This window comes from Aeromonas sp. (assembly GCF_050252055.1).
Lineage (GTDB): Bacteria > Pseudomonadota > Gammaproteobacteria > Enterobacterales > Aeromonadaceae > Aeromonas > Aeromonas caviae.
Map to the genome: position 1 here is coordinate 260,163 of NZ_JBFWLQ010000002.1, position 14,038 is coordinate 274,200.

At 62.4% G+C, this 14,038-nt stretch carries 11 protein-coding genes; 4 read left to right on the plus strand and 7 right to left on the minus strand.

Features of this window, described 5'->3' with window-relative positions; all coding sequences use genetic code 11:
* Nucleotides 1-107: 107 nt before the first annotated feature.
* A complete protein-coding gene (ppiD, locus tag AB7E19_RS04820; protein ID WP_427934684.1) occupies nucleotides 108-2,021 on the plus strand; it encodes a peptidylprolyl isomerase in 1,914 nt (637 codons plus the stop codon).
* A gap of 282 nt (nucleotides 2,022-2,303) precedes the next feature.
* On the opposite strand, the gene AB7E19_RS04825 is transcribed toward ppiD, so the two are convergent.
* The 5 genes from AB7E19_RS04825 to AB7E19_RS04845 all read right to left on the minus strand — a co-directional run bounded on the left by AB7E19_RS04825 (nucleotide 2,304) and on the right by AB7E19_RS04845 (nucleotide 8,593).
* Nucleotides 2,304-3,896, minus strand: coding sequence for an ABC-F family ATPase (locus tag AB7E19_RS04825; protein WP_010674576.1), 1,593 nt, complete (start codon nucleotides 3,894-3,896; stop codon nucleotides 2,304-2,306).
* 209 nt (nucleotides 3,897-4,105) lie between these two features.
* Entirely contained in the window at nucleotides 4,106-5,761 is a 1,656-nt protein-coding gene (locus AB7E19_RS04830; RefSeq protein ID WP_322131228.1) for a cation acetate symporter, read from the minus strand.
* The gene (locus tag AB7E19_RS04835) at nucleotides 5,758-6,069 is read right to left on the minus strand and encodes a DUF485 domain-containing protein (RefSeq protein WP_039039049.1); all 312 of its coding nucleotides are present in this window, start codon (nucleotides 6,067-6,069) and stop codon (nucleotides 5,758-5,760) included. The genes AB7E19_RS04830 and AB7E19_RS04835 overlap by 4 nt, the downstream gene beginning before the upstream one ends.
* Nucleotides 6,070-6,176: 107 nt before the next feature.
* Complete coding sequence (locus AB7E19_RS04840) at nucleotides 6,177-6,803, minus strand: 3'-5' exonuclease (protein WP_427934685.1); 627 nt, start codon at nucleotides 6,801-6,803, stop codon at nucleotides 6,177-6,179.
* A 2-nt stretch (nucleotides 6,804-6,805) separates the two neighbouring features.
* Nucleotides 6,806-8,593: a putative nucleotidyltransferase substrate binding domain-containing protein gene (locus tag AB7E19_RS04845; protein ID WP_427934686.1), complete on the minus strand. Its 1,788-nt coding sequence runs from the start codon at nucleotides 8,591-8,593 to the stop codon at nucleotides 6,806-6,808.
* Nucleotides 8,594-8,751: 158 nt separating this feature from the next.
* On the opposite strand from AB7E19_RS04845, the gene AB7E19_RS04850 reads away from it, so the two are divergent.
* A complete protein-coding gene (locus AB7E19_RS04850; RefSeq protein WP_010674581.1) occupies nucleotides 8,752-9,558 on the plus strand; it encodes a crotonase/enoyl-CoA hydratase family protein in 807 nt (268 codons plus the stop codon).
* An 81-nt stretch (nucleotides 9,559-9,639) separates the two neighbouring features.
* On the opposite strand, the gene AB7E19_RS04855 is transcribed toward AB7E19_RS04850, so the two are convergent.
* On the minus strand, nucleotides 9,640-11,133 hold the full coding sequence (locus AB7E19_RS04855) for an alanine/glycine:cation symporter family protein (RefSeq protein WP_041215253.1): 1,494 nt from the start codon (nucleotides 11,131-11,133) through the stop codon (nucleotides 9,640-9,642).
* Between the two features lie 330 nt (nucleotides 11,134-11,463).
* Here AB7E19_RS04855 and AB7E19_RS04860 point away from each other — a divergent pair, with 330 nt between their 5' ends.
* Nucleotides 11,464-11,877 carry a GNAT family N-acetyltransferase gene (locus tag AB7E19_RS04860; RefSeq protein ID WP_408814027.1) on the plus strand — a complete coding sequence of 138 codons (414 nt, stop codon included), beginning with the start codon at nucleotides 11,464-11,466 and terminating at the stop codon, nucleotides 11,875-11,877.
* An 18-nt stretch (nucleotides 11,878-11,895) separates the two neighbouring features.
* Complete coding sequence (locus tag AB7E19_RS04865) at nucleotides 11,896-12,705, plus strand: zinc-dependent peptidase (RefSeq protein WP_039039054.1); 810 nt, start codon at nucleotides 11,896-11,898, stop codon at nucleotides 12,703-12,705.
* Between the two features lie 78 nt (nucleotides 12,706-12,783).
* On the opposite strand, the gene AB7E19_RS04870 is transcribed toward AB7E19_RS04865, so the two are convergent.
* Complete coding sequence (locus AB7E19_RS04870) at nucleotides 12,784-13,380, minus strand: acetate uptake transporter (RefSeq protein ID WP_029314465.1); 597 nt, start codon at nucleotides 13,378-13,380, stop codon at nucleotides 12,784-12,786.
* Nucleotides 13,381-14,038: the final 658 nt, after the last annotated feature.

Consider the following 14,038-nt stretch of genomic DNA (forward strand, 5'->3'; position numbering starts at 1 on the left):
CAGACAAGTGAGAGGGCTCTCCCTCATACTGCTTGACCAAGGCGCATCGCAATCGGTGCGCCTTTTCATTATTTACGCCCATCGAGTTCGGGAGCATAAGTACAAACATGATGTTGGATAAACTACGCGAAGGGGCGCAGGGCAAGGTAGCCAAGGTTATCTTGGGCCTGATCATCCTCTCCTTTGCCTTGGCCGGGGTAGGCAGCTACCTCAATGGCCCGGCACGTACCGCCCCCGCCACCGTCAACGGCAATGACATCAGTGCCCCCGCACTGGAGAATGCCTACCGCAATGAGCGGGCCCGCATGGAATCCCAAATGGGTGAGGCCTTCAACCAGCTGGCCGCCAATCCCGATTACATGAAACAGTTCCGCCGTGGCGTGCTGGACCGTCTGATCGATCAGGCGCTGATCGATGACAAGGCCCGCTCCCTGGGTCTGCGCGTCAGCGATGAGCAGATCAAGCAGGCCATCGTCGCCATGCCCGAGTTTGCCGAGAACGGCAAGTTCAGCAATGACCGCTACCTGCAGCTCATTCGCCGTGCCGGCATGACCCCCGAGATGTTCCGCGACTCCCTGCGCCAGGACATGGTGCGCCAGCAATTGATGGGCGCCGTGCTGGGATCGGAGTTCGCCCTCAAGGGTGAAGCCGAGCAACTGGATCGTCTCTACAACCAGACCCGTGACCTGCGCCTGATCCGTCTGGCCGCTTCCGCCTATGTGGACGGGATCGAGGTGAGCGATGCCGAGGTGGAGCAGTTCTACAAGGCCAACAGCGCTCGCTTCATGAACGACGAGACGGTCAAGGTCGACTATCTGCTGCTCGATGCCGCGAACCTTGGCAAGAACATCAAGGTCACCGAGCAGGATGCCCAGGATTACTACGACCAGCATCAGGATCTGTTCCAGCGTCCCGAGCGCCGTCAGGTGGCGCACATCCTGATCCCGTTTGGCAAGGATGAAAAGGCCGCCGAGCAGAAAGCCGAGGCCGTGCTGGCCAAGGCCAAGGCGGGTGACGACTTCGCCGCGCTGGCCAAGGCCGACTCCTCCGATACCTTCTCCGCGAAGAAGGGCGGGGAGCTCGACTGGTTCGAGAAAGGGGTGATGGATCCTGCCTTCGAGAAAGCCGCGTTCGCGCTGGCCAAGGCCGGCGATCTCTCCGCCGTGGTGAAGAGCCCGTTCGGCTTCCACATCATCAAGCTGCTGGGAGTCGAGCCTGCCAAGACCAAGCCCTTCGTGGACGTGATGAGCGATACCATCGCCCGTCTGCAGTCTGAGAAGGCCAAGGAGCAGTTCTTCGCCGAACAGCAGAAGATGGCCGACAGCAGCTTCGAGAACCCGGACTCCCTGGACTTGACCGCCGAAGCCATGGGCCTCCAGGTGCAGTCCACCGGCTATTTCAGCCAGGCCAATGCGCCGGCACCGCTCAATGATCCCAAGGTGCTCTCCGTGGCGTTCTCCGAACAGCTGCGCGATGACAATACCAACTCCGACGTGATCGAGCTGGCTGACGGCAAGGCGCTGGTGCTGCACATCATGGGTCACCAGCCGAAGGCGGCCAAGCCGCTTGCCGAGGTGAAAGAGCAGGTGATCACCGTCATCAAGCACGACAAGGCCAGTGAAGTGGCCCGTGGCAAGGCCCAGGGTCTGCTGGACAAGCTCAAGGCCGGTGAGAACGTTCAGGCCGACCTGACCGCGCTGGGTCTGAAAGTGGATACCCATACCGGCGTATCCCGTTTCGCCCAGGAGATGGACCAGAACCTGGTGACCCAGGTGTTCCGCATGCCCCATCCGACCGATGGCAAGCCGAGCGTCGAGCTGGTGACCGAAGCCAACGGTGATCGTGTGGTGGTGGCGCTGGACAAGGTCAACGTCATCAAGGAGCCGTCCCAGATGGTTAGCCTGCTGCAAGGTCAGCTGGGTCAGGGCAAGGCACAGGCCGACTACAAGTCGCTGATCGACGAGCTGCGCAAGGCGGCCAAGATCGAATACTTCACCGACGTGGAAGCCACTGTCGAGTAAGTCAGCCTCACGGCCCCAAGTGTGAAAACGGCTCCATGATGGAGCCGTTTTTTTGTGCCATCGACAGCCCGGCAGAGCGGGCGGGCGCAGGAGGGAAGGGCCAGGCACGGGCTTGTGCTGCCTATCCTGGCTGGGGATGAGCGGGACAGGTGTATGACAGCGCGCTGTACTCTTGCTCTCCCTATCCCCAATCCTTCTCTTGCTGTGGGGCGTGATCAAGGAGGCATAAAAAAACCGGCGCACGAGGCGCCGGTTCTGATCGCTTTGCTTGAAAGCGGAGGATTACACCACACCCTGGGTGCGCAGGTAATCCTCGTAGGTGCCGCCGAAGTCGCGGATGCCGTCTTCGGTCAGTTCCAGGATGCGGGTCGCCAGGGAGGAGACGAACTCGCGGTCGTGGGAGACGAAGATCAGGGTGCCTTTGTACATCTCCAGCGCCAGGTTCAAGGATTCGATGGATTCCATGTCCAGGTGGTTGGTCGGTTCGTCCATGATCAGGATGTTGGGGCGCTGCATCATCAGCTTGCCGAACAGCATGCGGCCCTGTTCACCACCGGAGAGCACCTTGACCGGCTTCTTGATGTCGTCCTGGGAGAAGAGCAGACGACCCAGCACGGAGCGCACCGCCTGCTCGTCTTCGTTCTCCTGCTTCCACTGGGCCATCCAGTCGAACACATTGAGATCGGTGTCGAAATCTTCGGCGTGATCCTGGGCGTAGTAGCCGATCTGGGCGTTCTCGGACCACTTGATGGTGCCGGTATCCGGTGCCAGGGCACCGACCAGCGTCTTGATCAGAGTGGACTTACCGATCCCGTTGGTACCCAGGATGGCGACCTTCTCGCCCACTTCAAGCATCATGTTGAGCCCCTTGAACAGGGGACCGTCGCCATAACCCTTGGAGACGCCTTCGATCTCCAGGATGTTGCGGTAGAGCTTCTTGTCCTGCTCGAAGCGGATGAAGGGGTTCTGACGGCTGGAGACCTTCACTTCCTCAATCTTGATCTTGTCAATCTGCTTGAGGCGGGAGGTAGCCTGGCTGGACTTGGAGGCGTTGGCGCTGAAGCGGGAGACGAAGGATTGCAGATCGGCGATCTGGGCCTTCTTCTTGGCGTTGTCGGCCAGCAGGCGCTCGCGGGCCTGGGTGGCAGCCAGCATGTACTCGTCGTAGTTGCCCGGGTAGACCCGCAGCTCGCCGTAGTCCAGATCCGCCATGTGGGTGCAGACGGAGTTCAGGAAGTGACGGTCGTGAGAGATGATGATCATGGTGCTTTCACGATCGTTGAGCACCTGCTCCAGCCAGCGAATGGTGTTGATGTCCAGGTTGTTGGTCGGTTCGTCCAGCAACAGGATGTCGGGGTTGGAGAAGAGCGCCTGCGCCAGCAGTACCCGCAGTTTCCAGCCCGGGGCCACTTCGCTCATCGGGCCGTTGTGCTGCTCGATGGGAATACCGGCACCCAGCAGCAGCTCGCCTGCGCGGGATTCGGCGGTATAGCCATCATATTCGGCGACCAGGCCTTCCAGCTCGGCGGCCTTCATGTAGTCGTCGTCGGTGGCTTCCAGGTTGGCGTAGATGGCATCGCGTTCGGCGATGGCGGCCCACAGCTCGGTGTGGCCCATCATGACCACGTCCAGCACGCGCATCTCTTCGTAGGCGAACTGATCCTGGCGCAGCTTACCGATGCGCTCGTTGACATCCAGGCTCACATTGCCGCCGGTGGGTTCGAGATCGCCGCCGAGGATCTTCATGAAGGTGGACTTGCCACAGCCGTTGGCACCGATGAGGCCGTAGCGGTTGCCGCCGCCAAACTTGACGCTGATGTTCTCAAACAGCGGCTTGGCGCCGAACTGCATGGTGATGTTGTTGCTTGAAAGCACTGGAATGTCCCGGTTGGTCTGTCAAATGGCGCGCATTATGGCACAGATCCCCTGAAAGTTTTAGCAGGAACTGTGATCTGGCCCCATTGCAGGGGGGAAGGTTTCACGACCAGGCCGGCAACGGGCTCCGGCCTCTCTTGCAGAGGGGAGGCGAGGGGCGGTCATGAAAAAAGCCGGCACTGGGCCGGCTTGGATGCGTGGGATGCCACTTAGTGGGCGGAGGCGCCGGAGGCACCGAGCCCGGTCTGGGAGCGGACGAACTGCGGGAAGAACTTCGCATGCTCGTCGGAGGCTGCCTGGGACTTGTCGGTGACCGAGAAGAACCAGATCCCGATGAAGGCCAGCCCCATGGAGAAGAGCGCCGGGTATTCGTAGGGGAAGATGGCCTGGGCATGACCCAGTACTTTCACCCAGACGGTGGGGCCCAGGATCATCAGGGTCACGGCGCTGATGAGACCGAGCCAGCCGCCATAGACGGCGCCACGGGTGGTCAGGCGGGACCAGAACATGGAGAGGAAGAGCACCGGGAAGTTGCAGCTCGCCGCGATGGAGAACGCCAGGCCCACCATGAAGGCGATGTTCTGCTTCTCGAACAGGATGCCAAGGCCGATGGCGACCACACCCAGTACCAGGGTGGTCATCTTGGAGACGCGCAGCTCGTCGGCCTCGTTGGCCTTGCCTTCCTTGATGACGCAAGCATAGAGGTCGTGAGAGACCGCGGAGGCCCCCGCCAGGGTCAGCCCGGCCACGACAGCCAGTATGGTGGCAAACGCCACGGCGGAGATGAAGCCCAGGAACAGGCTGCCGCCCACCGCATCGGCCAGATGGACCGCCGCCATGTTGGTGCCCCCCAGCAGGGCGCCGGTGGCGTCCTTGAAGTCCGGGTTGGTGCTGACCAGCAGGATGGCGCCAAAGCCGATGATGAAGGTGAGGATGTAGAAGTAGCCGATGAAGCCGGTGGCATAGAACACCGATTTACGGGCTTCCTTGGCATCGCTCACGGTGAAGAATCGCATCAGGATGTGGGGCAGACCTGCGGTACCGAACATCAGGGCCAGCCCAAGGGAGATGGCGGAGATGGGGTCGGCGACCAGGCCGCCCGGGCTCATGATGGCCGCACCATTGGCATGCACCTTGACCGCTTCGCTGAACAGGGTACCGACGTCGAAGTTGACGGACTTCATCACCATGATGGCCATGAAGGAGGCACCGGAGAGCAGCATCACCGCCTTGATGATCTGTACCCAGGTGGTGGCCAGCATGCCGCCGAACAGCACGTAGAGCACCATCAGGATGCCGACTAGCACCACGGCCACATGGTATTGGAGGCCGAACAGCAGCTCGATGAGCTTGCCGGCACCGACCATCTGGGCGATGAGGTAGAGGGCGACCACCACCAGGGAGCCGCTGGCGGAGAGGCTGCGCACCGAGGACTGCTTGAGGCGGTAGGAGGCCACGTCGGCAAAGGTGTACTTGCCGAGGTTGCGCAGCCGCTCCGCGATCAGGAACAGGATGATGGGCCAGCCCACCAGGAAGCCGATGGAGTAGATGAGACCGTCATATCCCGAGGTGTAGACCAGAGCGGAGATGCCGAGGAAGGAGGCGGCGGACATGTAGTCACCGGCGATGGCCAGACCGTTCTGGAAGCCGGTGATGCGCCCGCCGGCGGCGTAGTAGTCGGAGGCCGAGCGGTTGCGCTTGGAGGCCCAGTAGGTGATGAACAGGGTCGCGGCCACGAAGATCACGAACATCACGATGGCCGAGATATTGAGGGGTTGGCGTTGCACCTCGCCGCTGATGGCGTCGGCCGCCAGCAAGGGGGTGGAGATCAGACCTGCCAGCGGCAGCAGAAACTTGCCTTTCATGATTGCGCTCCCTTGAGGATCTTCTGGTTCAGCTCGTCGAACTCGCCGTTGGCACGAAATACGTAGATACCGGTCAGCACGAAGGCCGATACGATGAGACCAATCCCGACCGGGATGCCACGGGTGATGCTGGAGCCTTCGCTCAAGGGGGTGCCAAGCCAGCCCGGTGCAAAGGCGATGAGCAGGATGAACGCCAGGTAGAGCCCCAGCATCAGGATGGAGAGGGTCCAGGCAAAACGCTGGCGTTTGGCGACCAGTGCCTGGAAGTTGGGATCTTGCTGGATCCGAAGATACGGTTGCTGTTCCATTGCAGTTCTCCATGACAGTGAATGTCAGCGGTGGATGAGGGGTTCCCTACCGGACAGCACGGCTGCCCATGTAAGCAAAATGTGAATTAAATGTTATTTTCGGACAATTAGACTTTGGGATAAGCCAGCGGGCCGCCCTGATGCAGGCGAACAAAGACAAGGGCGGCGGTGACGGCATCGCTCAGGGCGTCGTGGGGGGGCAGGGCTGGCAGCGCCAGATGGCGACAGATCGCGGCCAGGTGCAGATCGATGGCGGCATCGGGATAGCGGCGATAGAGGTGATCGTGATAGAGGCGGCTGACCTCGATGCCGCGCTGGGGCAGGGTGAGCCCCCACAGCCGTTGGCAGGCGAGGTTGAGAATGCGCAGGTCATAGGCGATGTGATACCCCACCAGCTCACGGGAGCCGATGAACTCCAGCAGCGCGCGCAGCGCGGGCTCCAGTGCCATTCCCTGTTGCAGATCCTGATGGCGCAGGCCGTGGATCACCACGGACCCGGCGCTCAGGCTGGCGGGAGCCTGGACCCGGATGGCAAGGGCATCGCCCGTCTCTATCCGGTTGCCCCGGATGCGCACCGCCCCGATGGAGACGATCTCCGCCTGCGCCGGATCCAGGCTGGTGGTCTCGAAGTCCAGCGCCACCCACTCGTCGCCAGCAGGGCGGGCAAAGAGCGGGGCAAACTCCCCCTCCCGAAACGTCCTGCCAAGCCAGCGGCGGCGCCAGTGCATCCACATCGCTATTGCCTAAGACGAAAGTGCAAGGTGAGCCATTGCTGGAACTTCTTCACCTGGTGCAGGGCATGGCGCAGCAGATCCCGCTCTGCGGGGCCGAGGTCTGCCACCCGCACCCGTCCGTCTCCCTCCTGCAACTGGCTGCGCAGCCGAAGCCGCATGAACAGCCGGAAGGCCTCCGCCAGATTGGTGCCATAGTCCCGGCTGAGGCGTCCCTGGCCCACCAGGGCCTCGATGCGTCCTGTGGTCGAGGTCTCCAGGATCCCCGCCTCCAGGGAGAGTACCCGGACGCCGTGGACCAGAGGAAAGAGGCCGCCCCGCTTGAGATCCAGCCCCTCCGGGGCTTGCTCCAGCCTGCCAAAGAGGGTGAGGGGGGCGTGAAAGGCGACGGCGGCCCTTGCCATCTCCGCCAGCAGATCCGGCCGGTCGGCGAGGCAGGCCCGCAGGTGGCGGGCGACGGGGGCGAGCCGGGCGCGATCTCCCGTGATGGCCTGGGCATCGGCCAGGGTGGCGAGCCAGAGCAGATCCGCTTCGCTGGCGCACACACAGGCCTGCTCTATCCCTTGCAGCCAGCCGCCAAGCGGCTTCACCCAGGCCGGGTTGTTGACCATCACCCTGCCCGGGCAAGGGGGATAACCCAGGCGCGCCAGCAGGGCGCTGAAGGCGGCCAGATCCGCCGACTGGGTGGGCCACGGCAGGCCATCCGGCAGGATCAGGGCATTGTCCTGATCGGTTTTCTGGATCTGTTCGCCACGCCCCTCCGACCCCAGCATCAGCAGGCACACCTGCTCTTGATGCGCCGCGGGGATCACCAGGGAAAAGGCCTTGGCGATCAACTGCTCGTTGATGGTGGCGATGAGCTTCATCAGGAACAGGGTGTGGATCCCCTGGGCAAACAGGGAGCGAATGAGCTGCTGCTGCTCCCGGGCGACCGCCTCGAGGGCGGCCGGGGAGTCGGCGCGGGCGATGCGCAGGGTCAACACATGGGAGTGGGTGGAGAAGAGCCCGAGCACCTGGGTCAAATGCAGGATGCCTGCCACCTCCTGCCCCTGCCAGATGACCAGGCGCTTGATGCGGTGGCGGGTCATCAGCAGCAGGGCATCGAACAGATAGCTCCCCAGTGGCAGACCCGTCAGCGGGGTGGGAGTCAGCACCGCCAGCGGCGCACTGAGCGGCAATCCCTTGAGGGTGAGGGCGTGGAGCAGGGTCTTGCGGGTGGCCAGGCTCAGGCTGCCGTCTGCTCCGGGATAGAGCAGGCAGTCGGTGCCCCTGGCCACCATGGCCTCGGTGGCGGCCAAGAGCGAGAGGCTGCTTTCCACGATGAGCGGCGCCTGCAGATGGTCGGGAGCGATGCGGGTCAGGATGAACTCTGCCAGGTTCTGCTGTCCGAGCTGGCCGCGGCGCTCCTGCTCCCGCTGGCGCTCCGCCAGGGTGGCGGTGAAGTAGCGGGCGATATGGGGGTGCTCGTCGCACAGGGCCAGAAAGACGGGGCGGGGAATGAGCTGGCAGAGGGTATCTTCCAGGGCGGCGAAACGGTGGCGGCAGTGCCCGTCAAACTGAGCACGGACGTCGAACATGTCCCCCTCGCCATAGTCGCCAAAGGATTGATGGGGGGCAGACTCTTCCACGGCCCCCTTGATGATGAGGTAGAGCCCGGCGGGCTCCTCCTCGGCGTGCTGCACCGTCTGGCCAGCGCGAAAGTAGCAGATGCTGAGGTGCTGACCGAGCCGCTGGCGTGCCTCCTCGTCCAGGCCGTCGAACGGTGGACGGGCAAAATTGAACAGAAGTGACATGAGAGGCTCCACCGTGACCATGGGGCCAGTCTGACAAAGGCTCCACCACCGGGCCAGCCGACTTTAGTCGCAGGCCCGGGGCGGCCTCCCTGTACCTGCCCATAACACTCTGGTAACGTTGTGGTATGACCAGTTGAATCAAAAGGACGAAGACGGAGATGGAAAAGCCAAGGGTCAAATGGGTGTTTCAGGAGGGGATCGCCGAGGTGATGCTCTGCCGGGGGGACAAGCTCAACGCGCTGGATCGGGCCATGTTCGACGCCATCGACGAGACGCTGAACGCGCTATCCCGGCAAAAAGGGCTGCGGGCCGTGATCCTGCACGGGGAGGGGCGGGCGTTCTGCGCCGGGCTGGATGTGAAATCCATGCTGAGGCAGCCGGTGGCGGCGCTGGAGATCCTCAAGCGCGAGGCGGACGAGGCGACCAACCTGGCCCAGCGGGTGGCCTATGGCTGGCATCAATTGCCGGTGCCCGTGATTGCGGTGACCCAGGGGGTCTGTTTTGGCGGCGGCCTGCAGATAGCGCTCGGCGCCGATTTTCGCTTCAGCACCCCGGATTGCCGCTTCTCGGTGATGGAGATCAAGTGGGGCATCATCCCCGACATGAGCGGCAGCGTCACCCTGCGCAACCTGATGGGGATGGATACCGCCATGGAGCTTGCCATGAGCGGGCGCGAGCTGGAAGCCAGCGAAGCCAAGTCCCTCGGCCTGGTGAGCCGGGTGTGCGCGGATCCCCTGGAAGAGGCGCGGGCCTTTGCCCGGACCCTGATCACCAAGTCGCCGGATGCGCTGGCGGGGATCAAGCAGCTCTACACCCAGGCCTGGGCTCGCAGTGACGAGGCCATGCTCAAGGAAGAGACCCGGTTGCAGAGGCAGATCCTGGGGCGCCCCAACCAGTGGCGGGCGACCCTCAACAGCCTGTTTCGCTGGCGCCTGCCGTTCGGACCCCGCCGCAACGCGCTCTGAACCGGCGCTCACTCTCAAGAGAGCACAAATAAAAATGGCAGCCTAGGCTGCCATTTTGTTATCTGTTTAGGGGTCAACGGTTCAGGTGGACTGACGGTCCGGTTCGAAGGGGTGACCGGATTGCTCCTGCTCCAGGTTTTGCTCGGAACGGCGGCCGGTCCAGTAGTCAGCGTTCTTGATACCGAGTTTTTCCGGGTGGAACACGGGATCCAGTCCCATTGCCTTCTGGGCCTCATAGTCTTTCAGACAGGCGAAGGCGGGCTTTTGCAGCATCAAAATGGCGCCGATGTTGAGCCAGGCCATCAGGCCGACGCCGATGTCACCCAGACCCCAGGCCAGATCGGCGGTCTTGACGGTGCCGTAGACGGTGGATGCCATCAGTGCCAGCTTGAGCAGGAAGGTGAGCCAGGGGCGGTTAATCTTGCGATTGACAAAAGCGATGTTGGTTTCGGCGATGTAGTAGTAGGCCACGATGGTGGTGAAGGCGAAGAAGAACAGGGCGATGGCGACGAAGTAGTTGCCAAAGCCTGGCATCATGCTCTCCATGGCGGTCTGCACATAGCCTGGGCCGGCGGCTACGCCGGCGATGCCGGTGTAGAGGGCGGCACCGTCCGGACCCTGCACGTTGTACAGGCCGGTGATGAGCAGCATGAAGCCGGTGGCGGAGCAGACGAACAGGGTGTCGATGTAGACGGAGAACGCCTGCACCAGACCCTGCTTGGCCGGGTGGCTCACCGCGGCGGCGGAGGAGGCGTGCGGACCCGTGCCCTGGGCGGCTTCGTTGGAGTAGACCCCGCGCTTGACACCCCACATGATGGCCAAGCCCAGAATGGCGCCGAAGCCGGCGTCCATCCCGAAGGCGCTCTTCCAGATGAGCAGGATCACGCCCGGCAGTTGGCCGATGTTGAGGGCGATGATGACGCAGGCCACGATGATGTAACCCAGCGCCATGAAGGGCACCACGGTACTGGCGAAGTTGGCGATGCGCTTGACGCCGCCGAAGATGATGAAGCCGAGCAGCAGCGCCAGACCGGCGGCGGTCACGTTGGGATCGATGGCAAAGGCGGTCTGCAGGCTGGAGCCGATGGAGTTCGCCTGTACGCCCGGCAGCAGCACGCCGCAGGCGAAGATGGTGGCGATGGCGAAGGTCCAGGCGTACCACTTCATGCCGAGCCCCTTCTCGATGTAGAAGGCCGGGCCGCCGCGGTATTCACCGTTGATCTTCTCCTTGTAGACCTGGCCCAGGGTGGACTCCACGAAGGCGGAGCTGGCGCCGAGGAAGGCAACCATCCACATCCAGAACAGAGCGCCCGGGCCGCCGAAGGTGATGGCGGTGGCCACACCGGCGATGTTGCCGGTACCGACGCGACCGGCCAGGGTCATGGCAAGGGCCTGGAAGGAGGAGACGCCCGCATCCGTACTCTTGCCATCGAACATCAGGCGCACCATTTCCTTGATATGACGCAGTTGCAGGAAACGGCTGCGCAGGGAGAAGTAGAGGCCTACCCCCAGACACAGATAGATGAGCGCTGGGCTCCAAATCACGCCATTGATGGCATTGACGATCTCATTCATGTACAACAACTCCTTTGTTGCGCTGTCTTGGCGAGGTCTATATGCCTCGCTCCCTTAACATTGAAATATGCGGTGACCAAGGGGGTCACTCAGGATTGTGCGGGACTTTCGACTGGTTAGTCCGCGGGATTTAACATATCGGTTTGTTCAGGGCCTTCCTAGTGAAAAGTGTTGTGGCTTTGTTAATTTGTGAATTGACATTAACAAATGATGAATGGAACTGGACAAGATTCGGTACATACCCATCATCTGCCGCTTTGCCATGCCCAGAGGGCTGATTGGGGTAATGCAAATAGGAGGCCAGGAGTGGCAACAAGGGAAAACAGATACATCATTCGCCTCGCCGGGGAGGCGGATGGGGCCGGATTGACGGGGTTGTTTGCCCAGCTGGGCTACCCCAACCCTGACGGGGCGGTCAGCGCCAGGCTGGCCCAGCCCGATCCGGCGCGGGAGGTACTGGTGGCCCTGTGCGAGGGGAGCCCGGTGGGGGTGCTGGTGTGGCACCACTTGCAACCCATGCACCTTGCACCAGCCTGGGGCCTGATCTCGGCGCTGGTTGTCGATGAGAGTGCAAGGGGAGGGGGCATCGGGGCCCTGCTGCTGGCGGCGGCAGAGCAGCGGGCGGCAGCCCTGGGGTGCGGCCAGCTGGAGCTCTCCAGCAGCCTCAAGCGCGAAGGGGCGCACCGATTTTATCTGGCGCAAGGGTATTGCGAGCGTCCGAAACGTTTTGTGAAAGCTGTCTGATTGGCAAGAGGAGTCCGTGTGTTCTGGTCCAGGTTGAAAGAGGTATTGGGTGGTGCATCTCCCCGGGAGCCCCGTCTCCCAGAAGAGCAGGAGTGGCGCGAGGCGCTGGCTGCGGTGCCCATCTTGCAGGGGCTTGAAGAAGAAGAGGCGCAGAGGCTGATGGAGCTGGCGCGCCATTTTCTCTCGCGCAAGACCCTCACCCAGATCGGGGTGGAACTGACGCCCCGCCAGCAGGGGGTGCTGGCCCTGCAGGCAGTGCTGCCCATCCTGCACCTGGGGTTCGATTGGTATCGAGGTTTCCACGAGGTGATCATCATCCCCGAGCCCGTGACCCGTCGTCAGGAGGTGCAGGACGAGTTCGGGCTGGTGAGCGAATTTGAAGAGGAGAACGCCGGTGAATCCTGGCCCCAGGGGCCGCTGGTGCTGGCCTGGAGCGAATTGCAGCAGGACGGGGACTGGGACGGATTCAACCTGGTGATCCATGAGCTTGCCCACAAGCTCGACATGCTGGGAGGGGATGCGGACGGTGCACCGCCCCTGCCGCGGGGCATGGATCCCCAGCAATGGACCCGGGCGCTGCAAGGTGCGTTTGACGAGATGAACGATCAGTTGACCAGAGAGGAGGTGACCGAGATAGACCCCTACGCCGCCTCGCATCCCGCCGAATTCTTCGCGGTGTGCAGCGAGAGCTTCTTCACCGATCCGTTGCGTCTGCGCGCCGTCTACCCCGCGGTCTATGACCAGTTCGCCCGCTTCTACGGCCAGGATCCCGCGGCCCGCTACCCGGCCACCCGATTGCTGGCTGGGGATCCCGGGGCGCAGGGCTGACCGGCACGGTGTCCGGGCGGTAGAAACACAAAAGGCACCCGAGGGTGCCTTTTTCGTGACAGCGATGTCGCCGGGTGCTTAGGCAGCGGCTTTGAGCTGGGCGGGAGCGGCTTTCTTCTGCTCGCCGATGGGCAGCACGGTGCGACCGAACTGCTCGTTGATCACGGTGGCCATGGCCAGGTAGATGGCGCTGGCGCCGCAGATGATGCCTTCGAAACCGGCGATGGTGCCGATCAGGGTGCTGCCGGTGAAGTCACGGGCGGCCAGCAGGAAGAACAGCACGGTCAGGGAGGCGAACACGAACTGCTTCACGCGGGGGAAGTTGACAGTCCCGATCAGCATGAACAGGGTGAACATGCCCCACATCAGCAGGTACCAGCCCATGTAGGCGTGCGGGGTGGCCTCGGCCAGACCCATGGTCGGCATCACCAGCAGGAACACCAGGCTCCACCAGAAGGTGCCGTAGGAGATGAAGGCGGTGACACCGAAGGTGTTGCCACGCTTGTACTCCATGATGCCGGCGATGATCTGGGCCAGACCGCCATAGCACAGACCCATGGCCAGGATCATGGCGCTGATGGGGAAGAAACCTGCGTTATGGATGTTCAGCAGAATGGTGGTCATACCGAAACCCATCAGACCCAGAGGGGCAGGGTTGGCCAATTTTTCGCTCACGTGGTGTTCTCCAACAATAGAGGTGGGGTTGATAAAAGACGCGCGATTTTAGGCAGGCTCAGGGTCCCGGGCAAGGGGGGGACACACAGAAATGGTAAAAAAAGAACACGAAAGTTTAAGTGGCCAACCATTCGTGCCATTCAGGTAGACGAGTGGTGAATGAAAAACGTTTTCAACGTTGCGATTTTGTATAAAAGGCAACTTGGCATGAAAGTCGGCAACGACGATGGTGACTGGGACTGGTGAGGGAAACGCGCCCCGGATGGTCGCGTCATGGCGGTTTGATTGAAAAATGAGTTCATATGCCATCAGACCAGAGTGTTTCCCTCCTGTTTGTGGCGCATGGACCTCCCGTATCGCTTGCCATCGCAGTGTCCGTTGCGCTCCCCATTTTCTCGTCAACCCCGCGCTCGCCACCGTGTTCCCTACACAAGGGCGGGGCGCCTGAGAAACCCGCAGGCGCGCTGTGTTGACTGCCACGGGCGAAAGGGGCGCAAGATTAACGGGCAGGATCAGAGGCTGCCCTTGTCAGAAAGCCAGAGGCGGGATGGGCCATGGGCCCAGATGACAAAAACCGAGACGCAAGAGGTTGGGCCAAGGGATTGCCCTGTGGCCGGAGGCTTCAACATGCAGACACGGCAGCAAGGGGGGCTCCTGT